Source organism: Paenibacillus athensensis (assembly GCF_004514475.2).
Classification (GTDB): Bacteria; Bacillota; Bacilli; order Paenibacillales; family NBRC-103111; genus Paenibacillus_AL; species Paenibacillus_AL athensensis.
Map to the genome: position 1 here is coordinate 46,743 of NZ_MYFO02000006.1, position 25,951 is coordinate 72,693.

At 49.5% G+C, this 25,951-nt stretch carries 21 protein-coding genes and 1 riboswitch; of the genes, 7 read left to right on the top strand and 14 right to left on the bottom strand.

Features of this window, described 5'->3' with window-relative positions; translation table 11 throughout:
* Nucleotides 1-33 precede the first annotated feature (33 nt).
* The 4 genes from B5M42_RS12895 to B5M42_RS12910 are packed head-to-tail and all read right to left on the bottom strand — an operon-like array spanning nt 34 to nt 4,493.
* Nucleotides 34-1,683, bottom strand: coding sequence for an Hsp70 family protein (locus tag B5M42_RS12895; protein WP_134751114.1), 1,650 nt, complete (start codon nt 1,681-1,683; stop codon nt 34-36).
* 7 nt (nt 1,684-1,690) lie between these two features.
* The gene (locus B5M42_RS12900) at nt 1,691-2,890 is read right to left on the bottom strand and encodes a hypothetical protein (RefSeq protein ID WP_134751112.1); all 1,200 of its coding nucleotides are present in this window, start codon (nt 2,888-2,890) and stop codon (nt 1,691-1,693) included.
* Between the two features lie 17 nt (nt 2,891-2,907).
* Nucleotides 2,908-3,585 (bottom strand): hypothetical protein, encoded by a 678-nt coding sequence (locus B5M42_RS12905; RefSeq protein WP_134751110.1) that lies wholly within the window; start codon nt 3,583-3,585, stop codon nt 2,908-2,910.
* 11 nt (nt 3,586-3,596) lie between these two features.
* Nucleotides 3,597-4,493, bottom strand: a complete 897-nt coding sequence (locus tag B5M42_RS12910; protein WP_134751108.1) for a hypothetical protein — start codon at nt 4,491-4,493, stop codon at nt 3,597-3,599.
* Nucleotides 4,494-4,828: 335 nt separating this feature from the next.
* On the opposite strand from B5M42_RS12910, the gene radC reads away from it, so the two are divergent.
* Nucleotides 4,829-5,437 carry a RadC family protein gene (radC, locus tag B5M42_RS12915; protein WP_230632885.1) on the top strand — a complete coding sequence of 203 codons (609 nt, stop codon included), beginning with the start codon at nt 4,829-4,831 and terminating at the stop codon, nt 5,435-5,437.
* 43 nt (nt 5,438-5,480) lie between these two features.
* On the opposite strand, the gene B5M42_RS12920 is transcribed toward radC, so the two are convergent.
* Nucleotides 5,481-5,852, bottom strand: coding sequence for a helix-turn-helix domain-containing protein (locus tag B5M42_RS12920; protein WP_167689710.1), 372 nt, complete (start codon nt 5,850-5,852; stop codon nt 5,481-5,483).
* A gap of 221 nt (nt 5,853-6,073) precedes the next feature.
* Between B5M42_RS12920 and B5M42_RS12925 the strand changes: the two genes are divergently transcribed.
* Nucleotides 6,074-6,829 carry a hypothetical protein gene (locus B5M42_RS12925; RefSeq protein ID WP_134751104.1) on the top strand — a complete coding sequence of 252 codons (756 nt, stop codon included), beginning with the start codon at nt 6,074-6,076 and terminating at the stop codon, nt 6,827-6,829.
* Between the two features lie 36 nt (nt 6,830-6,865).
* Here B5M42_RS12925 and B5M42_RS12930 read toward each other — a convergent pair whose 3' ends face one another.
* A complete protein-coding gene (locus B5M42_RS12930) occupies nt 6,866-7,528 on the bottom strand; it encodes a hypothetical protein (protein WP_134751102.1) in 663 nt (220 codons plus the stop codon).
* Between the two features lie 548 nt (nt 7,529-8,076).
* Complete coding sequence (locus tag B5M42_RS12935) at nt 8,077-9,003, bottom strand: hypothetical protein (protein ID WP_134751100.1); 927 nt, start codon at nt 9,001-9,003, stop codon at nt 8,077-8,079.
* Nucleotides 9,004-9,323: 320 nt separating this feature from the next.
* On the opposite strand from B5M42_RS12935, the gene B5M42_RS12940 reads away from it, so the two are divergent.
* From B5M42_RS12940 to B5M42_RS12960, 5 genes are all read left to right on the top strand, one after another.
* Entirely contained in the window at nt 9,324-9,530 is a 207-nt protein-coding gene (locus tag B5M42_RS12940; RefSeq protein ID WP_134751098.1) for a helix-turn-helix domain-containing protein, read from the top strand.
* Nucleotides 9,531-9,909: 379 nt separating this feature from the next.
* Nucleotides 9,910-11,016, top strand: coding sequence for a site-specific integrase (locus B5M42_RS12945; RefSeq protein ID WP_167689708.1), 1,107 nt, complete (start codon nt 9,910-9,912; stop codon nt 11,014-11,016).
* Between the two features lie 370 nt (nt 11,017-11,386).
* Entirely contained in the window at nt 11,387-12,358 is a 972-nt protein-coding gene (locus B5M42_RS12950) for a cation diffusion facilitator family transporter (protein WP_134751094.1), read from the top strand.
* 41 nt (nt 12,359-12,399) lie between these two features.
* Entirely contained in the window at nt 12,400-13,410 is a 1,011-nt protein-coding gene (locus tag B5M42_RS12955) for an EamA family transporter (RefSeq protein WP_134751092.1), read from the top strand.
* Between the two features lie 156 nt (nt 13,411-13,566).
* A complete protein-coding gene (locus B5M42_RS12960; protein WP_134751090.1) occupies nt 13,567-14,583 on the top strand; it encodes a cysteine peptidase family C39 domain-containing protein in 1,017 nt (338 codons plus the stop codon).
* Between the two features lie 128 nt (nt 14,584-14,711).
* Here the strand turns inward: B5M42_RS12960 and B5M42_RS12965 are convergent, their stop codons facing one another.
* The 7 genes from B5M42_RS12965 to B5M42_RS12995 form a co-directional block, all read right to left on the bottom strand.
* Nucleotides 14,712-15,587 (bottom strand): ABC transporter ATP-binding protein, encoded by an 876-nt coding sequence (locus B5M42_RS12965; protein ID WP_329959307.1) that lies wholly within the window; start codon nt 15,585-15,587, stop codon nt 14,712-14,714.
* Nucleotides 15,588-16,427, bottom strand: a complete 840-nt coding sequence (locus tag B5M42_RS12970) for an ABC transporter permease (RefSeq protein ID WP_134751088.1) — start codon at nt 16,425-16,427, stop codon at nt 15,588-15,590.
* A 25-nt stretch (nt 16,428-16,452) separates the two neighbouring features.
* Nucleotides 16,453-17,499 carry an ABC transporter substrate-binding protein gene (locus B5M42_RS12975; protein ID WP_134751086.1) on the bottom strand — a complete coding sequence of 349 codons (1,047 nt, stop codon included), beginning with the start codon at nt 17,497-17,499 and terminating at the stop codon, nt 16,453-16,455.
* 63 nt (nt 17,500-17,562) lie between these two features.
* Nucleotides 17,563-17,687, bottom strand: a riboswitch (guanidine-I (ykkC/yxkD leader).
* Nucleotides 17,688-18,088: 401 nt separating this feature from the next.
* Nucleotides 18,089-22,522, bottom strand: a complete 4,434-nt coding sequence (locus B5M42_RS12980) for a coiled-coil domain-containing protein (RefSeq protein ID WP_134751084.1) — start codon at nt 22,520-22,522, stop codon at nt 18,089-18,091.
* Nucleotides 22,506-23,261 carry a DUF6063 family protein gene (locus B5M42_RS12985; protein ID WP_134751082.1) on the bottom strand — a complete coding sequence of 252 codons (756 nt, stop codon included), beginning with the start codon at nt 23,259-23,261 and terminating at the stop codon, nt 22,506-22,508. The genes B5M42_RS12980 and B5M42_RS12985 overlap by 17 nt, the downstream gene beginning before the upstream one ends.
* Entirely contained in the window at nt 23,251-24,765 is a 1,515-nt protein-coding gene (locus B5M42_RS12990) for a replicative DNA helicase (protein ID WP_134751080.1), read from the bottom strand. Before B5M42_RS12990 ends, B5M42_RS12985 begins: the two co-directional genes overlap by 11 nt.
* Nucleotides 24,753-25,802 carry a Wadjet anti-phage system protein JetD domain-containing protein gene (locus tag B5M42_RS12995; protein ID WP_134751078.1) on the bottom strand — a complete coding sequence of 350 codons (1,050 nt, stop codon included), beginning with the start codon at nt 25,800-25,802 and terminating at the stop codon, nt 24,753-24,755. The genes B5M42_RS12990 and B5M42_RS12995 overlap by 13 nt, the downstream gene beginning before the upstream one ends.
* Nucleotides 25,803-25,951: the final 149 nt, after the last annotated feature.

Sequence of the window (25,951 nt, forward strand, 5' to 3'; positions counted from 1 at the left end):
TCCTACCATTTAAGTTGTACTTATTTTAATACATTATACAAGAGGCTTTAATGGCCAATTATCTAGGCTCCCCTTTTGAATTTCATGTTGAACGTCTGACAGAGCTATACTTTGAATTTTTTCTTCAACCCTCTCACCAGAGTAATCTTCAGCTCTTATCTGCAAAAGTCCATTTACATCGATTTGCATTGTAATTTTTATCGTGTCCCCAGTGTAAAGAATCGGATGGTAAAAGGCTACTTCTTTTACAGTTTCGTAAATTTCTTGATTATTGCTTTCTTTTATTTCCTGAACAAATTTCAAATTGGCTTTTGGACTTAAAACAAAAGAAATAGGGTGATCAATTTCTGATTGTGCTGGTGGATATTCTGTTCCCCTATCAATAATCGATTTAAAAGTTTTTCCATCCATTAGTCCGTAGCTATGAACAGTTTTTCTTTGGAATTTACCTTTTACATTAATACCAGCAATAATTCCCGCATAAATTGCTGCACCTCTCGCCACAGCAAGATCCTCATGTCCATCTAATGAAGGCTCTTGACCAAAAAGCCGAATTACTAGGTCGCGTATTACTGGAATTCTCGTTGACCCACCTACCATAATAACACGATCCAATTTTGACCAAGAATCAAATGCCCCATTTGTGTTACCTGTAGCTGTTACCAGAGCTCTATTAACTCGTTCTTCAATATCCGATAACCTTGGTTCTAAAACTTTTGTAATATCAGTTTTATTTAATTCAATGTATAGTGGTTCTGGAAACATACTTGAATGGGGAGCATAGACTTTTCTTGAATTCAGTTGCCCACTAAGTTGTTTTTTGGCAGATTCAACACTATCAATTAGTCCTACAAGAACATCCCACGATTCGACATCTGTAACCTGACCTGTCCATCTAAGTTCTTCTAAAGCAATAAGCAGTTTAGCAACTGTTTCTTTGTATTTAACATTCTTTTCTTTAATTTTTTTTAGCGTCACTTCAGTGAGATCTAAATCAAAATCAAAACCTCCCAGTTTACGATGCCCTTCAGTTGCAATGATTTTTATCTCTGGATTACCATTATTCCATGTTAGTTGAGCGATGGAAATATCAAATGTACCTCCACCCAAATCAAATACAGCATAATATCTATTTCCTTGTACTGGGGTAATTAAATTTTCATTTATTTTTTCATGTAAATAGTCAAGTATCGCGGCAGTAGGTTCTTCTATAAGTACTACATTTAAGTTTAATAATTTTGCTGCATCAATTGTCGCTTGTCTTTCGTTATCTCCAAAGAAAGCTGGGATTGTAACTACTACCACTTTTAGTTCAAGTTCTGGCGCTCTTTGTTGGGCATAATTTATTACAAAATTGAGTATGATAGATGATATTTGTTGAGGGGTAAAGTATTCCATTTTATTCGGTCCAGTAATCTTGTATACAGCCTCAACATCTCCCATTTTCCTTTTAACCCACCTGACAACGTTGTGAGGATCTTCCCTCCAAAGCTGCACTGCATCGTTTCCTACTACAACACTTTGGTCGTTCGAATCAAAAAAAACAACAGAAGGAGTTAAATCTTTACCAGCTGGATTAGAGAGAAGTTTAGGTTGCCAATCATCCTTTGATTTTAAAATCATAGTGGACGCAACCGAATTGGTAGTACCCAAATCAATTCCAAGTGCAATTAGTCCAGTCATTTGTTAGTCACCTCTTTTTCAGCCATTCAAGTTCTTTAAAAACTTGAACCACCATCTTCAAGGTAAACAGTTGATGCATATATCTTTCAAAATAAGGATCTAATATTTCAAGTATCTTTTCAGTATCTTTAATATTTTCCCTTTTTAAGTAATCAATAACGGTCACTCTTACTTCTTCGTCAAGATTAAAATTGACAGGTTCCAAATAAGCTTGCAAATGTAAAAATGACTCTAAAAACTTAGACTTAATTTGCTCCTCTACTCTTGAAGTAGTAGTCGCTAGTCTGTGTTTAGTATCGTTTAATGATACTTCTAAACTACTTATATGAAGCCGATATTCTTCTAAATCCCTTTTTAATTTTTCATTATTTTCTTGAAGAAACTCAAGTTGAGACTGGGAAACACCACCATTACCACTTGTTTGAGGATTGGAATTATACGGATTTATCAAAGCATTTCTAACTCTCATTTCAAGCTTCTGTACTAATTCCTTAACCATAGAAATTTCGTTAGTTTTCCTATCAATTCTTTCTAAAGTTTCCTTTAATGGTCCTACAGGCTTCTCCATCATATTCATCAAATAACTCTCAAGAGAAGCATGTTCTTTCAAATCCTTTACAGTCTCCTTCATCTCTCTAGCATCTTTTGATTCCTTAACATCTTTTGAGTCTTTATAATCTTTACTAAAATTAGTTTCTTCAATTTTAGCCTTATAAGTGGTACCCCTTCCCCTTGATGCAGCTTCATTTTCAAATAGATCTTGGTACACGTTAGGTTTGTTGAACGTCCTTACTATCCAAGGTTCTTTCGGATTAGTTGCATCTACTAAAATAACTCCTCCATTTTTTGTAATTACTTTAATTCTATCTATCTCACGATTACCGGGTGTATCAGTGAAAATACCAACATAACGATTATTAATGTTGAGTTCCCATTTGTTTCCCTGATCAATTGTATATTTAGATCTCGGATTCACTACAAAAAATTTTACAGATTCAAATAATTTATTTTTATTATTCCAAATAAAGTTTTCTATCTTGCTTGAATCACTGAAATTAGAGATAATCTCTTTGAAATCATTACTATACTCGTTGTCAATCCGCACACTTGACTGTAAAGGAACCCATTCAATGTTTTCACTTTCAAAATACGCCACTAAAACAATTTTGGGTTCAATCGGATGCCTTGCAATCGTATATAAAGACATTTATTAACCTCCTTGGACTAAACTCTGATTGAATGTATGCCTGCAATAACATACGTTTTATGTTGGTTGTAATATTCTATTACAAAAAAAGTTCTATTTTGCCTTAGTGTATTTAACCACTTCTCTCTTGCAGTCCAAAAATAGTTATCTCTATTAAAAGCAACTTCGTGCCAATATGTTTTCCATCTCAGATCTTTACAGGGAACGCCGACCTTCACTCTAGAAGTTTCCCATAATATATTATTATGAAAAAACTCTATTCTATTCTCCCAAAAAAAGGGCTTAGTTTCATCGAATCTATTGTCAGGCTCCTTTCTCTGCATATATATTTCAGTAATATTATCAGGCTCAACTAATGTTACAAAGCTATTAGTACCTTTTGGTGTATCTACTGAATTACGATGAGACAAATAATTCAGCCAATCTAATCGATCTTCTCTAGGAATTGTGGTAACGGGAACCGGCTGTGTACGGGGCGAAATAACGTGTACATTCGAACGTTGTTCCCCATTCGCTCTCATAATTTCTGCTCTGGTAACTTGAAATAAGTCCCAGACTGGAGTATTATCAACCGTAGCTGTGTTTAAGGGCAGTCTTGGTAATAGAACCCATTTTTTATTATCTAAATCCCAAGCAACTACTTCGTACTCTGTTTGAGTTGTCTCCGTTAAAGCAAGGGTCAATAAATTAGCCATATTCTACCTCTTCATTTATTTTCCATTATTGTAAGAGCAGCTACATTAAGCACACTACCAAGTATTTTTTTTGATTGAATAACTTGATTTTGTAAATTAGTATACTTTATAAAAATGTCACTTATAGCAAGGGTTATTGGAGCCCAAAAAGAATTTTCTAAATCTATAAATTTTGAATCAATTACTTGGGTTACTATTTCCAATAAGTGTTTCTCATCAAGATCGCTTAATGCACTTCTTAAAAAAAGCCACAATGTGTCTCTATAATGTCGGAGAACTGGTACTGGTTCTTGTCTATACAGCTCGCATAGATTCAAAATCCATCTAAATCTATCCGTGCTATTGAACTTAGTTATATATTTGGGCCAGAGTATTTCACGACATTTTTTTGACTTGGGGCTCAAACTAATATTATCTAAAAATTGATTTGTTGTGCTGTCCCAGTCTCCCAGCAAAATCAGCCTTGATCCTTTGAGCAACGACTCACCCTTCGCACTTCGTGATAACGCTGACCCAATTATAAATCTTTGATGAATATTTACTCCATTTTCTTCATCTTCAATTTCTAAAGAGCCCTCACTAATTGCTCCTCTTAAAAGTAATGATCTATACTTGTAATCATCAGCGTAGTACTGGTCAAATAAAAACCCGTTCGAATCAAATACATTCGAGAACAGTTCCGCACACCCATCAATTGCATTTTCTACAGTATTCCAAACTATGATAACTGAATCACTGAAAACAATAGATTGTTTCATTCCTTTTGGATCACTAGCAACAAATTTTTTTATATGATCATGGAACAATCCTAGCTTGTCTCTTGCTTTCGGTAGATCTCTTTCTATTAAATCACTTATTCCTAAGATATCAATAAATGAGGTACAACAACTTGCTTCAGATATAGACATATTACCTCCACTATTATACTACCCGTAATATTTATTCCATTATATGACGTTTTTCCACATTTCGCCACAACAAATCAATTGTTTATAATCCTCAGGCACTAGATCACTTCATACATATTGTTAGATAAAAAGTAAAAAGCACTATTGTAAATAGGAATATGAACTCGCCAAATTCCCAAATTCAGTTCTATATTATTAATTTAGGATATCTATGCTGATAGATAGTCTTATTAAATAAAACAGCCAAGCGCTCCGCTTGGCTGTTTTATTTAAACTCGAAAAGAGATGTTCTTTTCGTAAGAATTGGCGATAAATTAAAATGGGAGGAATCGGTATTGAACGTAAATGAAAACAATGATTTGAAGGCATTAATCGCAGAGTCTTTGTGTGAAAAACAAGGCAGCTACATGATAGAGGAACTGTTTCAAAAGTTCCCTTCAGCTTTTGATTTGATCGGAGCCACTGAGCAAGAACTTAGAACTGTACGAGGAATAGGAAAAGGCAAAAGCCGTCAAATTCTAGCACTGCTCAAGCTTTCAAAAGCATTTACCAAGCCCGTCCGTGACCCGTTCATTATCCGAAGCCCCCAAAATGTATTTGAGCTTCTGGCTCCTGATCTAAGCCACCTGCAACAAGAGCACTTTATATGTCTTTTTCTTAACACTAAAAAACATGTAGTAGCATCGGAAATGGTATCCAAAGGTTCCTTAAATGCTGCTATTGTCTGTCCAAGGGAGGTTTTTCGCATGGCGATCAAACGTGCAAGTGCCTCCATTATCTGCGCTCATAACCATCCAAGCGGAGATCCTTCACCTTCTCCAGAGGATATTGAGTTAACGCACAGACTTGTCGCTGCGGGCGAAATTATCGGTATTGAAGTAATCGACCATGTAGTGATCGCGGGGCATCGTTTCTACAGTTTAAGAGAAAAAGGACTGATGTAGAGCAACGCGAATCCCGCAGCTCTCCCAGCCTATCTTGATTAATTTATTCTTGCTTATCTCGAAACCATAGGAGCTTTCTCACAAAATGATATATCTCCTCTTGCTCCCACGCTGGGCGTCTTTGCATCTCATAAGTAACCTTTTCTATAAAACCAAAATTAACTTTGATCGAACCAACCTCATTTGGTTTAAATAAATCTTGTACAGTAACCTCTAAGGCTGTAGCAATTTTCTCAAGAGTATCTATAGTAGGGCTTTTTTCGCCTCGTTCAACCTGTCCAATGTAAGATGTGTTTATTGAAGCCCGCAAAGCCAACTTTTCTTGGCTTAATCCCCGATTTTGTCGCAATACTCTTATATTCTCCCCAACTACCATTGAAATTTGGCTCACTTCAATCACCTCTATGAAAACCATAGTGGTTCTCTCAGAGGCCAACAACATGATATAGTATGTAATTTTACAAGCGACTATAGGCGTTGACCAAGAGCGATACTTTAAGTATAATCGTCTTGAATCACGACGTATTTTGGAAAAAATAACATGGGGAGGAAGGGATGTACCTTAAGTCTGCGATTTCAAGCTACTATAAGCGCTAAATCATTAAAAAAATAACAAAAGAAAGGTATTGATTAGCTATGGGCTTTTTAAAATTTCTAGGTTGGCTCTGCTTCCCGTACATCATGATTTTTGTTCGATGGAAGAACGTGGGTAAGCTCAGTAAGACTGTAGGAATCATTTGGGCACTTTTGGCTCTTTTTATGACTATCGGCATCGTTACTTCTGGTAAAGATGGCGGCACAACTGAAGTAGCTTCACCTTCAGCGACTTCCTCCCAACAATTAAACAGCAAGGCCGCACCTAATTTAGAAGCGACAGCGAAAACCGACCAAGCCAAAGAGAACGCAAATGAAGATGCAAAAACTAAAGAAGACGCAGACTCCAAAGTAAAAGCTACCGAAGAAGCAGCCAAAAACCCACAATGGAACACAAGCGAAATTTACGCTGAGAAAAACGGCAATATCCCTCTAGCTGTAAAGCTTTTAAAAACAACCGATGAAGTCACTCAAAACACAACACAAGCTGCCCCAGCAGATGTCATGAAAACACCTTGGAATTATTATGGCAAAGCAATCTCGTTTAGCGGTCAAATTGGATTTGTACAAGACTATCCGCCAGGAAGCAACTTTGAAAAAAGCGGGATTTTATCGCAAATTGTGATTGGTACAGAAGACGGGACTGATGTTGATATCCTTTTAACTGTATCAAGCGGTAGCTTAAAAAATGGAGATACTGTAACTATAGCTGCAATTCCAGTCGGCATCTTTGATAACGATAATATGCAAGGAGGAAAAACGCAGGTTCTTGCAGTAGTAGCTAACAAGATCAATTAGCAGAAGGGGAATCTCCCCTTCTGCTTTCGTTCCATGCTACATCTGCCGTTCAAAATACTCCCGAATCTTGCTGTCTAAATTATCGATCCTGTCTATATCCAGTCCGAACGGCAGACAAATCGGATTAACACCCAGTTCCCGAAGTTTACGCAATCTGCTGCTAAAGATATCCATGATTTGAGCCGTGCTTTGCCTACCACTTCTAAATTCTAATTGATTTGGAAACTGCGCTCTAGCTGCCCAAATACTACCGCATCTATCAATAAACTCGATAAATCTGGTTAACGCAGTCTTCTTAACATGGCTCCTTACCCTGCTTTGGATAATTTGCTTTGCGTTCTCCAGCGTAAAATGATTGCCCTTTCCTACAATCAGGTCATAGAAATACCATAATCGCTTCTGACAAAGCTCCTCCGACAACAAAGCTTTAACTTTCTTTTGGCAATCCTTCAATTGCACTTCGAATCTTAAAATCCCCTTTGTCATTTCATAATTTTTAAATGCTTTGCCCGCATGTCGTTCCTTTGCTTGTAAAGTTTTGTATCGATTGTACCAGTGAACGGTTACATTTGTTGAATGGAGATAAGTGTTAATTTCTGAATGAAAGTATCTTTGTGTAACTTCATTTTGCAACATATAATCAGGTATATTACCTTTTTTAAACAAGAACAATAATATAGGAAGCAGGTGTTCTCCCACAAATAGATCAACCGTATATTCGATGTGCTTTACTTGCCAATCAAAAAAACTGGAACTTGGATTCCAAGTATATCCTTCAGAACATAATCAAATTTCATACCGATTTCATTGAAGTCTTTGATTCTGGTTAACCCGTAATAATTGGAACCGTCCAAATCAGCAAGGATTTCCGGGCGAAGTCGTATTTCTAACGATCTGTATGCCAGACTTTGCGCATTCTTACTTCCTGAAAACCGAAATGAGACAATCCATTCGTGACATATGCCGATTTATCGTACTTATCCTTATGTAGCTGATGCCGATTTTCTAGGCAACAATTCAACTTCTTATAGATCGTATTAAATTCTAATTTCGTCATTTCATAGCACACATATAACTTATCAATTGTCATGCTAACATCACCTAACTCTTACCCACCAGATCAAGAAAATTAGTACGCTGAGAGACTATTGTCGGTGAGGGGGATATTACATAAGCCTAATGTGGTGTTGAAATATAAATAAAAAGATACACAGACGCGCTAACATGTGTCTGTGTATCTTTTTTTGCTACTTTAGTAGATGCTCTAATTTTGCCCTATTAATTTTTAAGAAGCGTTTTTTAAATTTTGGATATACCGTTTCCCAGACTTCGACACGGATTCTACCTCTTTTTTCAGTCTCTACCTCGATAACATTTTGCTCAACCAGATAATCGATGAACCTGTCCTTGTCAAAAGTCATATCTTTGCTTGCAAATCTCGTCTCCATCCATTTCCAAAATTCCTTACCCCATAGGAAGTAAAATTCGTCGTTCTCCCATCCTTTATTCGTGTTTTCGTCAATTGGCTCATTTCCATGCGTAGTCAATTGATTCCCTGTAATATAAGTTTGCATTGCCTTTAGATAGTCACCAATTGTATTTTGTAAACTGTCAATATTTTTTACTTTATCCCAAATGCGCCTATTTTTAATGTAGCTTTGATATTCTTTTAAAAGACCAGCGGCTTCTTCGTCTTCTACCCAATCCTCCCCATCGAAAATCATCACATCGTTTGTGCCAATACGTCTAGTAGCTATTTTTAGCGCCGACCTGAGATAGAAGTATTGGGATGCTTTCATCAAATCGTATTCCGTATCCAAATACTCCGACCTAACCCAGCTTCCACTTTCAATCAAGTCATTAGTGAGATTCAGGTATACTTTTTTGTATTTTTCTTCGTGCTTGGTATAGGCAACTACTGCAACTCCTTCAAGTTCGATAAAGTTGCCGTGATCGAAATAAAGTTTATGTGTAGGATAAACAAAGAAGTTACATATACGCTGAGTCACATCTCCTTTGACCACTAGATTCCCATGTTGATCAATACAGAAATTTTCCCTCGCGTAGATTCGATTCAGCTTTTCAATGTTCTGTTCCATAGTCGTTAAATCGTCAGTAAAGGAAGCGTATCTTTCCATAAAAATATCTAACGGGTACGATTTACCTTCGCTCATTGTAAATACCTCGCTTTTTCATTTCACTTTACGTGCGCTCTATGTTCTTATCAGGTAGCATTTAACGAATAATAAACCATAATCGTCTAAACAAATATTTAAAAAAGTGAATTAATCAATGGCACTGATGCTTAAAATAAGCATTTAGACTATAAATACAACTATAAAAAAACAACAAATTCTAGCTATTGGGAACTTGGGAACGAGGGAACTTGGGAACTATTCATTCTGATAGGTAATAAAGCCTCGTATTTCTACCTGTTTCGAGACCTAGTAGAGTTTTTATTATATACCAGAATTTCCATGAAAGGAATGAACGTATGTTTGAAAATTACGATGATGTGATTTCAGTAGATGACATGTGTGAAATATTAGCCATTGGTCGTAACAAAGCATATGAGCTATTACAAACTGGGCAAATAAAATCGTTCAAATTAGGGAAAGCATATCGAATTCCTAAAATGTGCATTCAAGAGTTTGTGATAGCCAGTGCCAAAATGAAAATCGAACAGTTCTCACAAAATTAGTAATACAAAAGTCTGGTAAGCTGCGGCATTCATTGTCGCGGCTTATTTTCATTTCACGGGAAAGTGAGCGAAACCACATTGAGGCATATTGAAAAAGCACAAAAAGGAGAACGTTGTCAGACACGGCTACTTGAACTAATAAGAACACATTTAAAACTTGTCCTAGAATTCGGTGAGCCGGAAACTACAGTTGGAAGAAAAGAAGCTATTAAAAAAGAAGTGGCTCTCATACGAGACGAACGGGATAACCTGATCTCCCCCAAACGGCATAACGGACTAAATTAAAAATCACAACTGTAATAACAAAAATGTAATTGGCAGGGGTATGTTGCTCCTGCTTATTTGCATTTCAGAAACATTATACAAAGGAGAAATGAACATGCCAGTCTACAAAGATGAAAAAGTAAAAACAAATCCGTGGTACTACTCATTTGAAGTCAAAAGTCCAGACGGGAAGCGAAGAACGGAGAAAAAACGTGGATTCAGAACTAAGAGGGAAGCCGAGAAGGCCGAAATATCCGTCAAGGATGCCATTAATAAAGGAACCTACGTCCAACCTTCCAAGCTATCTCTGGGGGAATATCTCGTTAGATGGCTTGATACTCGAATTGACCTTAAAAAATCGACCAAAATCGGCTATGACAGCATTATCCGCAATCACATTATGCCTGATAAGATTAGTCAGATCTCGTTATCAGAAATTAACGCAATGACGGTTGAAGGATTCATGACGAAGGTACACGCCTCGAAATATTCCGATAGTTTTAAAAGAAACATTTTTAAAATGATTCACAAGGCATTAAAAGACGCCGAGCGCAAACAGTTGATACTGAGAAATCCCGCGGCACTGGTCACGAAACCTAAAGTTGCAAAAAAAGAAATGAAATACTGGACAGCCGAAGAAGCCAAAACATTCCTCAAAGCCATTCAACCACACAGGCTCAGAATCATATTCATGCTTGCCATTCACTGCGGCATGAGGATGGGAGAAATACGCGGTCTACGCTTGTCCGATATCGACCTAGAACGAGGAATTATTTCGGTCAGACATATTATGGACTCAGAACGGAACTTGCAGATTGGGACTAAAACAAATGCAGGGAATCGAGCTATATCCCTCTCCCCATTTGTCATCCGAGAAATTGAACAGCGAATTGCGGGGATAGCGGTAGAAAAAAATACTGCCGGAGACGAATATGAAGACCTTGGTTATTTAGTCTGTACCAAAAAAGGCAGACCATACCTAAAGAAAAACTTTCGAGATATTTGGATTAGACTTCTCAATAAAACAGGGTTAAAACCGATCCGCTTTCACGATCTAAGACACACTTGTGCGTCATTGTTATTAGGGCTAGGTATTCATCCTAAAATTGTACAAGAAAGATTAGGACATTCAAGCGTGCAAATTACCCTAGACACGTATTCGCACCTTGCACCCAATATGCAGCAAGACGCAGCCAATGCATTACAGGATTTGCTCGAATAACTGCAACAAATCAGCAATTTGGGAGCAACCCTACCAGATTCCTACCAGAACCGCCTTTTGAAGCTTATAAAAGCATACCTACGCCCCGTAAACCCTTACCCCACAAGGGTTATTTCCGCTACAACAAAAAAAGGAACCCAGCCAACGGGGCCGGGTTCAAAGTTTTTATATTAAAAAGGGGGTCTTGGTTATTATAATACCTCCTTAACATTATGGAACCATAACAGGAATATTTCATTTGTGTAACAAAAATGAAAGCGTTTCGCACAAGGCTTTGCGCCCCTGTCTGTGCGTTTGCTCATTGTCATCTGCCGCGGCAGCGCGTATAATACTTTTATTAGAATAATTCTAAATAAGGGAGGCGAGGCTGATGGCGGAGTACGATTTCCACCACTTGCATCATGTGAAGGAACAAAAGCATTCGCGCAAGGCGTTATGGGTGACGCTTGTATTGACGGCGTTTTTTACCGGGGTCGAGATTGTTGGCGGTTTGCTGTCCAATTCGCTGGCGCTGCTGTCGGATTCGGCGCATATGATTTCGGACGTGATTGCGCTCGGGCTCAGTATGGTGGCGCTGCATCTGGCGACGCGGCCGCCGAATGCGCGGTTTACGTTCGGGTTTCTGCGCTTTGAGATCATCGCTTCGTTTCTGAACGGGCTGGCGCTGGCGGTGATTGCGCTCGGGATTTTCATTGAAGGGATTCGCCGCTTGATTCATCCGGAGCGCATGGAGCTGGGCCTGATGCTGGGCATCGCTTCGCTGGGGTTCGTGGTGAACCTGGTGCTGACGCTCGTGCTGCACCGCAGCGTCGAGGAAGAGGATAATTTAAATGTGCGCAGCGCGCTGTGGCATTTTATCGGCGATTTGCTCAGCTCGGTCGGGGTGATCGTGTCGGCGGGGCTGATTTACTGGACAGGACAGTTGTGGTTCGATCCGCTGATCAGTATGGTGATCGGGGGGATTATTTTTACCGGCGGGGCCAAAATCGTGCGCGAATCGTTCCTGATGCTGATGGAATCGGTGCCGGAACGCTTTGATCTGGAGCAGATTCGCCGCGACATCGCTGCGGTGGAAGGCGTCGAGGATGTGCATGAAATGCACCTGTGGGCGATTTCCTCCGACCACTATTCGCTCTCGGCGCATGTGCTGACCGATAACCGGGTGCAGCCGTTTTGCATCATTTTGGCGATTACCGAGATGCTCAAACGCACCTACGGGATCGAGCACGCGACGATTCAAACCGAACACGTCCAGATTCATCCGCACGGCGAATACGGGCGACAGTTTATGCTCAAGCAGCAGCAGGAACCCAGTGAATCCGGCACGTATTTGCCGATGTAGCCTCTCAAGCATTCTCTATTGAAAAAAGGAGCGGTTTCCCGATGTGGTTCCTCTACGCCGTCAGCAGCGCGATTTTATTCGGCCTGACGGGCTTTTTTATGAAAATCAGCCAGATGCGCCGCGGCTCTACGCCGCATTTGCTGCTTGGGCTGTATGCGGCCGGCTCGCTTGGCTTTGCCCTCAACAGCGCGCTGGAGGGCTCGCTGCTGGCCGCGCTCCTGGATTGGCGGCTCTGGGCCGCCGGTGCCGTCATCGGCGCCGGCTCGGCGCTCGGCAATGTGGTGTTCATCAAGGCGCTGGACTACGGTCCGGCCAGCTTGACTTCACCACTGATGAATTTAAATATCTTGCTCATCATCGTCATGTCGATGGTCGTGTACGGCGAAGGGCTCAGCGCACCGGAGCTGGCCGGGGCGCTGCTGCTGGTGCTGTCGGCGGCGCTGGTCGCGATCCGCCCGAAGGAGCCGCTGAGCATCCGCGAGCGCATCTGGTTTGGGCTGGTCGCGCTGGGCGGCGTGTTGTTCTTCTTCCGCAACGGCGGGCTGAAGGTGACGGCTGAGCTCGGTCTGGCGAACACGCCGATTTTGTTCTACAGCTATGCGCTGTCCGTCGTTTGGTTCGCAGCAGCGCTGCTGCCGTGGCGAAGCGGCACGAGGCTGACCGCAGACAGTGTCAACGGCCAAGCAGCTCCCGCTGTCCTAACGCCGGTTGCTGCGGCAGCTCCCGCAGCGCTATCGCCGACGACCCCTGCGGCAATTCCGGCTCCGCCACGCCATGCCGCAGCGCCTGTAACCGCCGAAGCGACGCGCTTCAACGCCGCCCGCACCGGCTTGCGCTGGGGACTTCTGTCCGGCGCCTTCTCCTACGCCGGGCTCCAGCTATATTCGGTCGCTCTGCAGACCGGGCCGGCCACGCTGGTTGCGCCGATTTTCTCGACATACGGGCTGGTCGTAGTCGCCGGATCGGTGCTGGTGTTCAAGGAGCGGCTGAATCGTTTGCAAATACTGGCGCTTTTGCTGCTTTTTATAGGATTCATTCTGGTCAAGCTGTAAGATGCTGTTGAAACCTTCCGTATTTTTAACCAAATACGGTTCCCTCCCTTTTTCGGAAAACGTTTTCGGCATACAATTTAGAGACAAGCTGTTAGCTAACATTTTTGCACAGTTTGCACAACTTGCCGAGCAACAGCCGATAAGGAGGAATTTTCCATGACCGCCCGCGCCCTTCCCGTCTTCCCCGCCATTCTTAAGGCCAAGCTGCACCACACGCTGCCGCAGTCAATCATCTCGGACCGCGACGCTTACGAGCCGTGGTTTCAAAGCAATTACATCCAGCTCTACTGCCCGCGTGGCGACCGCGGCAGCTTTCACGTGAACTTTTACGAATACTTCGTGTGGGTTCACCCGATTCCGGCCGTGATGGCTCAGCATTTGCGGCGTGAAACGGTAGGGATCATGAGCAGCAACCCGATTGATTTTATCGTGGCGAGCATTGATCGCGGGTTTTATTTTTACACCTATGTGGACGAGTTTTACCTGCCGCTGTTTTTGTATCAAAAATTCCACTTCGTTCACGACCTGCTCATCTACGGCTACGATCTGGAGATCCGGCAGTTTGACGTGGTCGGCAAGACGGAGGCCAACCAATTCGGCACAGCCAAAATCAGCTTCGAGCAGTTCCTCGAATCCTACGACGAGTCGCACATTACCGCGGACTACCAGCGCGATATTTTCCTTTTGAGCGAGCGGCAAAGCGAGCATCGCCATTACCGTTTCGATCCGGTGCTGGTTCGCGAGCTGCTGACTGATTACATCGAGTCGCGCAATACGTCCGAGCGGCTGCGCATGTACTCCAATCCGCTTGACTGGCACTTCGGCATCGACGTGTTTAATCGCTATATTGCCGATATGGAGCTGGCCAAGGAAACCGGCGAGATCATTTCGTATTTGCCGGTGCATACCCTTTTCGAGCATAAAGCCTGCATGACGAGCCGCTTTGAATATATGAGCCGCAACGGCTTTGCCGACGCCGCCAGGCTGGAGCCGCTGACCGACAAGTACCGGCGCCACGTCCTGCACGGAGCCAACGTGCTGCGCAGTATGATTCTCAAACGTCACACAGCCAAAACCGACCCGACCGTCGATCAGCTGATCGCCAAAATCCACGGCATTGTCGCCGCCGAACGCGAAATTTTGCCGGAGGTGCTGGAAGTGCTCAAGCCGTAGTGCGCATGTGCAAAAAAAGATCGCGCCCCCGCTTCGCTTTCCTGGCGCTGCGGGCGGCAGCGATCTTTTTGTTCGCCAATAAAAGATCCGGCCGCAGCCCTTACCGCAGCCAGCCGGGCAAGCAGGCGCTACGCCTCCTCCGCGCGCCCCTCGCCGATTAGCGCAATAATCCGCTTCTTCAGCTCCACGAAGGCAGCGGAGTCCTTGACGTCCTCTGTGCCCCCGAATCCCGGCGGCACGGCAATCTCGGCGCGAATGCGCCCCGGATGCGCCTGCATCACATAGACGCGCTGCGAGAGAAAAATCGCTTCTTCAATATCGTGGGTGATGAACACGACCGTCGTTTTTTCCTTTTCCCAAATCCGCAGCAGCAGCTCCTGCATCGACGATTTCGTCTGCGGATCGAGCGCGCCGAACGGCTCATCCATCAGCAGCACCGCCGGATTGTTCGCCAGCGCGCGGGCAATCGCCACCCGCTGCTTCATGCCGCCCGAGAGCTCCTTGGGATAGGCGTTGGCAAACTTCTTGAGCCCGACCAGCTCCATGAAATGATCGGCGATGGCGCGTTTTTCAAACAGCGGCGTCCCCTTGAGCGTTAGCCCGAACTGGATGTTCTCGCGCACGCTCAGCCACGGAAACAGCGTATACGTCTGGAACACCATGCCGCGCTCGGAGCCCGGCCCGTCGATGGGCCGCCCGGCAAAACGCAGCTCTCCGGCCGTAGCCGTCTCCAGTCCGGCCAGAATCCGCAGCAGCGACGATTTGCCGCAGCCCGATGGCCCGACGAAGCTGACGAATTCATGGGCCTGCACGTGGAAGGACACGCGATCCAGCGCGCAGAACTCGCTTTTTTTCCCCTTATAAATCTTGCTGAGCCCCTCCGCCGTAATCGGACCCGCTCCTCCGGACCTACCCGGCATATCCGGTACGCCCGATGCGCCGGCTTTCCCTGCCAGCCCTCTCGACACGCCTCTCTCGCCCGCATTCGTTTGCGTTGCTTCCATTTATCTCGCTCCTTCCTGCCACGGGAAAAACCGGCGGTGACAATAAGCAAATATCCGGTCGGTCAACAGCCCCAGAAGACCAATCGCAATAATGCCGACAAAAATCAGATCCGTATTCAGAAAACGCTGCGCCTTCATGATCGCAAACCCCAGTCCGCTGCTCGCCGCTACCAGCTCGGCCACGACCAGATACGACCACGCCCAGCCGATAATCAGCCGCAGCGTATTCATCAAATCCGGCAGCAGCGCCGGAATCAGCACCTTTTCAATCGCCTGCCAGCGGCTCGCCCCCAGCGTATACGACGTTTGCAGCAAATCATTGGACACCGCGCGCGTATTGTCGGCCACCATCAGCAGCAGCTGGAAAAAGCAGCCGATGAAAATAACGAGAATTTTTGCCCACTCGCCAATGCCCGCCCACACCATGATCAGCGGAATGAACGCCGTCGCCGGCATGTAGCGGATAAATTCGGTCGGCGGCACGAGCAGCGCCTCGGCGAAGCGGAACGTCCCGGCAAGAATGCCAAGCGGAATCCCCAGCAAGCAGGCGAGCAGGAAGCCCATGCTGACCCGGAAAATACTGATGCCGACATGGTGCCAAAACACAGAGGAGCCCAGTTGCGCGATAAATTGCGTCAGCACCTGGCCCGGCGTCGGCAGAAACGTGCGGTTGACCAGCCCGCCGTAGCTAAGCGCGCTCCAGACCAGCAGCGCAGCGGCAACCACCAGCAGTACGCCCGACAAATACCCGCGACGGCTAAGCTCGCCCCGAATCGCAAACAGTTTGCCGCGGCGGCGGGCAGGTCGCGAGGCGTTGGTTTCACGGATGACTTGATTCATGACTTTCCTCCTGTCCCTGCGGGCGCTACTGACCGCGCTCCTTGGCGATTTCTTCAATATAACGGCTGTCGAACAGCGAATCGGTCTGCGGGATGGACGAGAGCATATCCAGCCCTTTCAGAAACTCGCCCGTTTTCTGCGCCGTATACGATAGCGACGTGAAATCCGTTCCCGGCTGAAATGCCTTCAGGTTGTCGGCCAGTTGAAAAATTTTCACGCTCTCCACGCCGGCCTTGTAATCCGCCAGCGGCGTCTCTGCCGCCTTGGCCATAATTTGCAGCGATTCCTCCGGATTCGCCTTCCAATAATCCAACGCGTCAAACCAAGCCTCGATAATATGCTTGACGTCGTCCGAACGATTGTTCACCACATCCTCGCGAAATACGAGCAGGTCGGGGATAAGCCCCGGCGTATCCTTGGACGAAAACAGCAGCTTGCCCTTGCCCTCCTGCAGCGCTTTGCTGAGAAACGGCTCCCACAGCACAGCCGCATCAAGCTTGCCGGCAATAAAGGCCGGGCCGGCATCATTGACTGTCATGTTCGTATACTTGACATCCTCTTCCTTCATGCCTGCGCGGTCCAGCCCCGTCAGCATCAGCAAATGATCGACCGTACCGAGCTCGGTCGCGACCTGCTTGCCCTTGAGCGCCGCCAAATCGGCAATGTCCGGCTTGACGACGATCCCGTCGCCGCCGTTGGAGTTGTCGTTGACCAGCACTGCTTTCAGCGGAATGCCCTTGCTCACCGGCGCAAGCGTATCGCTAAGCGTCTGGCTGTTCGCATCGACCTTGCCCGTCGACAGCGCGGCCAGCGAATCGCTATAGACCGGAAACCAGACCAGCTCGACGTTGACGTTATGCTTCTCAAAAAAGCCCTTTTCCTTGACCAGATACCAGACAAACCAGCCCGGCCACGGGCTTAAAGCCAGCTTGATCGGCTCCCCCGATGCTCCCGTTCCGGCATTTTGCCCGCTGCCCGTTGCTTCTGTCGCCGGCTTGCCCGCACAGCCGCTGAGCAGCATGGCCAATAAGGCCGCCACCGTCCATCCTATGATCCACTTTCTGTTCTTCATCGTTTCCCCGCCCTTCGCCTGATTCGCGGAAAGAAAAAAGCCCGGAAAGATATCGTGGTGATATCCTCCCGGGCTTTTATCCCTCCGTGTGCACGGTATGTCAGTAACCGTGTGTTCTCTCTCGGACCTGCCAGCAAGCGGCGCTGAACAAAAGCGACCGTCGCTGCGGAACCCTAGAAAACCAATGTTATGCTGTTGTCATACCGTTTTTCTTACACTTATCATAACGAGACGGGTCTTTCATGTCAATATATTTAACACACAAAAGTGAATATTGTCTGAAATTCAGGTTTGTGTAATAATATATAACATAAAATTCAGGAAACGGATGGTGACAGCCATGTATTCCGTACATTATTTTATCAATCTGTTAGATAACAAGACATCGACCCCATCTTCCCGCCCCGCACCTGCCGCGCTTAGCGCCGCTCATGCTTCACCCGGCAGTCTGCCAATGACAACGACAACGGCAACGCCCACAGCAGTCCCGAATCACAGGCAAGGGCTGCAAGCCGCCACTCCCGCCGAAGGCGCCCCACTCTCCGCTCCACGGACATAAGTAAGCGTCACGCCGCAGGCAACGCCGCTGCTAGAACAACAGCTCGATCTGCTTGACATCCTCCAGCCGCTGCAACGATTGCGGGGCATGGTCGCGGAAATACGCCTGATTGATTTCCTTCTCCTTGCTCATCACCAGCTTGCCGCTCGACGCAGCCGGACGCAGCCGGCAACTGAACACGACCGGGAAATAATCCTTGAGGAACTTGCCTTCGGCATGCGCGGTCAGCGCAATGATCTGGAAGCCGAGCTGCTCGGCGATAAAAAACACCGGGCTGAGCACATGATCGCTCGACGCCTTGCCGAACGGATTGTCGAGAATGACCGTGCGGTGCCTTTTCATATTCGCTTGAATATGCTGGCGCTTCTCGGCGACATAGTTGAGCAGCCCGAGGAATAACGTCATGTTCTTGCTCCATTTTTCCCCGCCGGACCAGTTGTTGGACTGCTCCCAAGAGAACGACGCCTTCGTGACGTTGTTTTCGTTGGTCACCTTGCGGCAAGCAACACGCATCGGCTTATCCTGCAGCACGATCTGCAAAAGCTGCTTCGTATCCAGCCACTTCTCCAGCTCCTTGCGCACCGTCGACTTGATCTCCAGACCGCTGTCGTCGCGGTAATGCCCCTTCTCCAGCTCGGCGAGAATCCACTCCAGATGCTTGCGCAGCCGCTCCTTCGCCTCGGCCTCCTCCCAATCGGGAATGTGGAACGAATAAATCGCCTTCCATTGCTCCTCGACCTTGACCTTCGTCTTGTTCGGAATATCCTTCAGCTCAGACGCAATCAGCTTCAAATGGCTGTGAACATGAATCAGATACTGCTCCAGCTGCTGGTTATGCGAGCGCATCGTCTCCTCGGCCACATGATTGACCCGCTCGATGCGGCTGTTCATCGTCGTCTGGAACGCTGCCACCTCGGCGTAGCCGTTTTTCTGCTCGATGCCTTGTTCAGCCATCTCCCGCAGCTTGACATCCTTCACATGCTTGCGGCAAAAATCCACGAATACCGCCTTCGCCTTGCGCACGACGGTCTCTTCGGCTTCGGCGCGCTCCCGCGCCGCCGTCAGCTTCGCCAGCGCCTGCTTGACGATCTTCATGCGGTCGTAGCGAAAATCACTGTGCGCCTCCGGCGTCAGCCGCGCCGCAGCCAGCAGCGGATTCTCGAAGCCGTGCAGCAGCTTGTATGGGCTCAGCTCCTGCAGCGCTTCCTCGATCCTCGCCAGCTGCCCCTGCGCCTGCGCCAGCATCGTCTGCAGCCCGGCCGTTTGCTCCCGCGCCTCGCGCTCCTCGTCCTGCAGCTTCTCCTCGACCGCGTGCAGCGCTTCGAGGAAGACGAGCGGCCGCTCGCCCCCATGCGTCTGGCCGTACTGCTCGACGAGCAGCTTGACCCGCGCCGCTTGCGCCCCGGCCAGCTTCTCCGCAGCCGCACACGCCGTTTTCGCGCGCCCCAGCCGCTCCTGCAGCTCCTGCAGCTCGCCCAGCAGCTCGGCCATCTGCGCTTCGCCGCTCGCCGTATAGCTGAGCGCTTCATCCAGCGCCAGATCGGCCTGCTCCTGGCGCAGCTGGCTCATCTCCTTCTCCAGCGCCGCCTTGCTGCTCGCCGCGTGCTGGCGCTCGCTTTCCAACTGCTGGCGACCCTGGGAAATCCGATGCAGCTTCAAATGCAAATCCTTGCGCTCCGTCTTTAGCCACTCCAGGCTGCGCTCGGCAGGCAGCTCGACCGCATCAGCCAGCTCGGCGTACAGCTCCTGCCCGCGCAGCGTCGCCAGCTCGACGCGCACGAACGTGCCGCGCGCCTTTGCCGCCTCGATCTCGCCCTCGACCTGCTCTAATACCCGCTGACGCAAAGCCAGCTTCGCCTGCTGCGCTTCGGCCTGTTCGCCCAGCTCCTCAGCCGACGCCTTCAGCCGGGCGACCTCCCGGCCCAGCTCCATATACGTGCGCGCCTTCTCCATCCACAGCTGCAGCTGCGCCCGCTCCTCCTTCTGCTCCTGCACCGTCGCATTCAGCAGCGCCATCGTCTGCTCGCCCTGGCGCAGCTCCCGCTTCAGCTCCTCGCAGCGGTTCTCCAGCTCGCGCACCTCGCCCTGCCGCGTACTGAGCTGGCGCTCCAGCTCCTGCGCCGTCTCCAGCGGATACAGCGTGAGAAAGCGCGTCAGCTTGCCCTGCGCCTCGGCGAGCCGTTCCAGCTCCCGCTCCTTGGCCTGGCGCGCTGCGCGACTTTCCTCGCCCTTGGCGGAAACCGCCGCCTTCCATTCGGCGAACCCGGCGCCATCCGCGTTGCCGCGCCAAATCTGCGGCTCGATCCAGATGCGGTCCGCCGCTTCCTCGCGTTCGCCCTGTCTGGCGATGCGCTCCGCCTCCTGCACCGACACAATTTGCACCGGAAACTGCAAATCCTCGGCGTATTGGCGCAGCTTGTCGGCAAGCCGCCCCACCTCCGGCTCCGTCACAATGACGGTCACCGCCCAGAACGGATACAGCTCCGCCTGCTGCGTCAGCCCAACGCTGCGCAAATATTGCAGCCCGGTCTGGAGCAGCGTGAATTGGCTGCGCCAGCGGTCCAGCAAACCGGCCGTATACACGTCGGCAAAAAACTCATGCTGCCCGCTGTAATCGTCGATATAGCGGAACGCCAGCCGCTCCTTTTGCAGCAGCGCTTCCTTGTCGGCCCGCTGCTTGCTGAGCTCGTCTTCGAAATAATCGGTGATCGAGCTCATTTTGTCGTAGACGCTGGTCAATCGGCTCCACGACGTCGGCCGATAAGCGGCCAGCTCAGCCAGCAGCGCCTGATGCTCGCCCTTCCACGCCAGCACGCCCATTTCCGCCTGCGAGCGCTGCGCGTACGCCGTCTTGAGCGCTGCTTCCGCTTGCTCCTGCTCGGCTGCATGACGTTCGCGCTCCGCGCCCAGCTCCTTGAGCTTGTGCAGCAGCTGCATATTGCTTTCGTCCAGCTTGCGCTCGCGCTCGCTCCATTCGCTCAAGCTGCTTTCCATGCTTTCGGCCGCAGGATTGGCCAGCACCGAACGGCGCAGTTGCTCGCGGTCCCGCTCGCGGGCAGCCATCGTCGACCGATACTCGATCACGCGGTTGTTCAAGCGCTCCAGCTCGCCGGCCAGCTCGCCGAGCACCGTCTTCTCCAGACCACGCCGCATCTCCAGCGCACCGAGCTGCTCCTGAAGCTGCCGCTCCTCGTCCTGCCACTGCCGCTCCTGCTGCCGGAACAAGCTGCGGATTTGCCCGCCGTTGTCGCGCCAGGCCGCCTGCAGCGCCGCTTCCTCCTCGGTGCCGCCCAGCTGCGCCAATTGGCGCTCGACGTAGTCGATCCGCTCGCCGGCCTCCCGCCACTGCCGCTTGTAATCGGCGAGCCGCAGCGAATAATAGCCGCGCTTCGTCCCGCGCACCGCCGTCTCCAGCCGCTCGACATCCTCTTCGGCCAGCGCCAGCTTCGTCTCCAGCGCGTCCTGCTCCTGCTTTTGCCGGGCAATATGCAGCGAATCGCGCCGCCGTCCCAGCTCCCGCTCGCGCAGCTCGCTGGCCGCGAGCTGCTGACGCAGCCCCCCGAGCCGCGCCTGCTCCTCGTCGCGTTGCTCGCCGGCCAGCGCCCAATACGCCTTGGCCAACGCCTGCTCGTCGGCATAAGCGCGCTGCTTGCCGTCCCACTTGGCCACAGCCTGCACATAGCGGTCCAGCTCCAGCAGAATGCCCTGATTTTCCGCGATCCGCTCCTTCAATTCCTTATATTTCTTGAAGCTTTCGCGGTGCGTCTCGAACGTATCGGCGAACTCGCCCTGACTGTAGCCGAGCAGCGCATCCTCCACTGTCGGGATGAGCAGCCGGTCGAACAGCTGGCTTGTCGTTTTGCATTCGTCAAAAAAGCTCTCGACCCCGCCCTCCGTGCTGTTCACTTTGGCAATGCGCTCCCACTCCGACGCAATAATATGATAGTCCTGCTCCAGCACCGCCTTGTATTCCTTGATCGTCGGCAGCAGCCGCGCGTTCATCCGCTTGCCGGCCATGCCCTGATAGTAATCGTAAATCTCGCCCTTGTCCGCTGCCCGCTGCCGGCCTGGCTCGCCCTTGACGAACGGAATCCGCTCAATCGCATCGGTATCCAGCGCCGGATAATCATACACATAACGGTAGGAATCCAGCCCCGTCGCCGTCATAAACAAGCTCACGCATGTCACAACATAACGGCGCGGCCGATCGTTCAAAATCCATTCAATCGCCACGTGCGCTGCACCGCTGGCCAGACTGAGCGTATCCTTCATTTTGCGTCCGGCCAAATCGGCATGCGGCAGCACCGCCTGCAGCGCCGTCTGGATAAACACGGTTTTGCCGCCGCCGTTTTCCAGCAAAATCGCCCCGTTATGTCCGTCGAAATGAAACAGCTCGTCATTATAACGTTTGTTTCCGTCCTCGTAGACGACGTTGGTGAACCGAATTTTAGATATCGCCGGCATCGCTTGGCTCCTTTCCGTCCTGTGCGTCGAACTGGTACAAAAATTCCAAAATCCCGCGATTGTATTCCAGCTCCATGAAATACCGCTGCACGACGACCTTGGCTTTCTCCGTCAAGGCGATTTCCTGATTGCCGATATCGACGGCCAACTCCTGGGCCACCAGAAAACGGCGCACCGTGTCGATAAAGCTGACCCGGCTGATCGTATTGCCGCTTTGCCGCGAAGCGGTTTCCTTGATGTCGTCCATCGCGCTCCATTTTTCGATCAAGGCCGTCCAGTTGTAGGAAAATTCCTTCTCCATCTCGCGCAGCTCCGCTTCCGGGTGCGCCCGCAGCAGCGCGATCCGCTCGTTCACCAGCTCGGTCCAGTCCTCCAGCCCGATAAAGCTGCGCGTTGGCTCCATCGTCTGATAGCTGTCATAAAAGGCGCCAACCAGCACAATGATGCACACATACATCAAATATAGGTCGGCATTGACCGCATTGGCCCGCAAATACGTGCGCTTGATCGTCTCGTTGTTGACATGAAACGGCGAAAGCCGCGTCTGCGGCATCATGTACAAGCGCTCGCCGGCAATAATCGTCACGCAATCGACCTCGCGCGCGAATTGATCGACCAAGCCGCGTACCGCATCGTCAGCCATATATCCCGTCAGCCCTTCCTTGTCGGCCGAGCCGTCTCGCGCCAGCAGCGTATAGATGCGAAAAGCGCGCATGACCGTTGCGTTCTCAAGTCCCATTGTCCGTATCTCCCCACGCAAATTGCATATTCTGAATCGTAAAACGCTCATTCGGCTGCACCGTATCCGCCAGCTCCGTCACCTGCAGCACCCGCTCGCCAAGCAGCTCGAACACCGCTTCCAGCCACGCGCTGCGCGCTTCGCCGCTTCCGCCCTCCTGCGCCCGCAGCGGACTGCGCTGGTGCAACAGCAGCCAAAAATCGTAAAATGCCCGCTCCGCCAGCAGCTTCGCATGCTCACCGCCGGCCAGCGCTTCAGCGACCTCGCGAAGCTCCACAATGCCGCGCGTCTCCAACTTGTCGAGCAATAGCGCCATCAGCAGCTTGTACGCTTTTTGCCGCACCGCCTGATAATGTTGCCCTTCGCCATCCTCGCCGATTTCCAGAAACGCGTCGTCGCGCTCCTCTCCGGCGTCCTCCAGCACATTTTGCTCCGCAAACACGGACAAAAGCGACCACGTTTTCGTCTGCTCCAGCCCCAAAAACGGCGTGATCACGCCCTTCATCGACTCCAGCGCCAGCGGCGTGCCAAAAATCAGCGAGCCGATATCCTGATCAAAATTAAACGAATCCAGCCCCGTGTAATACAACGACTCCTGCGCCGCATCAAGTGCCTGCGATTTCAACACGATGCTTTGGTGGAACAGCGCTGAATGCTCGCCGTGCACCTTTTCCAATTCACCCGAAATCCGCAAAATCAGCTCATACGGCCGATGGTCGGTTTGCCGCGCCGTCTCGGCATGGACGCGATCCTTCGTCTCCTTGACAAATTGACGCAGCTCCTCAAATTCCTCGTTTTCCATATGCAGCCGTAAATAAATGTCGTTCAGCAGCTCCTTGTAGCGGCCGAACGTTTCCTCCGACACGATATTGCGCTTGAGCTCATGCTCCAGCTTGACCATCCGCTCCTGCAGCGCCTCGACATCGATGCGCATTTCGTTGATTTGCCGCAGCGCGCCTTCAAACTCGCCCTTTTCCAGCTGCTTGCGCAGCATCAATTGATGGATCGACAGCTGAAACTCCGAATAAAACTCCTTCGTGGCAAAAATCAGCTCCAGCCCTTCGTCATCCAGCGTGTAATATTGGGTATTGGTCTTCAAATCAAAGGCATGTGCCTTCAAAATCGACACATACACCAGCTCCTGCTGGCCGGTTTCCCAGTTCATGAACGAAAATTCGCGTTTCTTGCCCGTCGCCGGACGGAACGCCTGCACGATCTGGCGCGCCACATCCTCAAAGCCCTCGTCGTCCAAATCAATGTAAATGCCGGTCGCCTTGAGCAGAAATTGACCCAGCTCCCTGACCCCGGCCTTGTTGTTGCGCAGCAGCTTTTGCTCGAAAAAATACAGCAGCGCCAGCAGCCCCAGCTCCAGCAGCTCGATCGGCCGCCCGCCCCGGTCGGTCTGGCGCTTGCGCTGTAATTCATACAGCGGATCAAATAACGCCATCTTGGACATCCGGTCACGAAAGCCGGTGACCACCTGTCCGATTTCTATGTAATCCATGCAGATTTCCTCCATACGGCGCGCAGCTCGTCCGTCGGCAGCGTTTCTTGCGGCACATACCGCTCGGCCGCCAGACATTCGCGAATGCGCCGCTGCTCCTCCGGTGTGAAATGGCTTAAAAACAGCTCGGTGGCTTCGGCATCGCCGCGCTGCGTGCTTTTGTCGTCTTCGCCAAACGGCTTGGTCAGGCATAGCCGATAGAACGGCAGCGCCAGCCGGACCGGGCGGTCGAACCATTCGCGCGCGTTCTGGTCAAGCAGCCTCCAGATGCGAAACCCCTCGCGGTCCAGATCACCGAAATAATAAAATTGATGGTTTGCCTCGGGCAAGGGCAGCTGCAGCGGCAGCAGCTCCAGACTGCGATCAATGCGGTAGCCGCCGCCGAATATCAGCGTAGCGAACGGCATCTCCGGCAGCACGGGCAGCAGCGCGTGATACGCCGTTTTATTTTCCAGAATCAGGTGTCGATGTACATCAAGGGTTAACGCCTGCGGATTGACCGCCATCATCAGCGGATCGGCCACCGGAATGATCTGCAGCTTGTCCCATAGCTGAATGCGCTTTAGCAGCTCTTTGCCTTGCTTATCCGTGATCCATTTCTCGTCGCCAACGAGCGCGAAGCTGCGCTCCGGGGCCGGGACAGGCGCGTCCGGCAGCCCGTATTGGCTCAGATAGGCATCCACTCTTTTAATATAAGGCCAATCACGCTCCCAGACGCCCGGCTCCGCAGCCAAATACGCGTCCAGCCGGATCAGCGGATGCAGATGCAGATTGGTCTGGAGAACGGCGGCTTGACGCTCCTGCTTGAGCAGGCTTTTATTCACCTTGTACCGATAGGCCAGCTGCGGCGGCTTGCTCATCCGCCCTTCGCTTTTGACCATGCCAAGCACGCCTTCGCGCTCCAGACGCACAACCTCGGCAGCAAACTGCTCGTACGTGCAGCGCTGATCGCGAACAATCGCCTCCAGGTCCGCCAAAGCCACCGTGGCCCGCTTGTACGACTGCAAATAGCTGCGAATTTGCAACTCCGGTTCCATTCGCGGTTATTCCCCGTTTCAAAATAAGATAGCTCTAGTATAGCAGAAATTTGCGGCAGGATTCGACTGGATTTGCGGGACCTCACGCCGCATTTATCGTAAAAAAATTACATTTCAATTTTATTGTGTAGTATAATTTTTACCATATA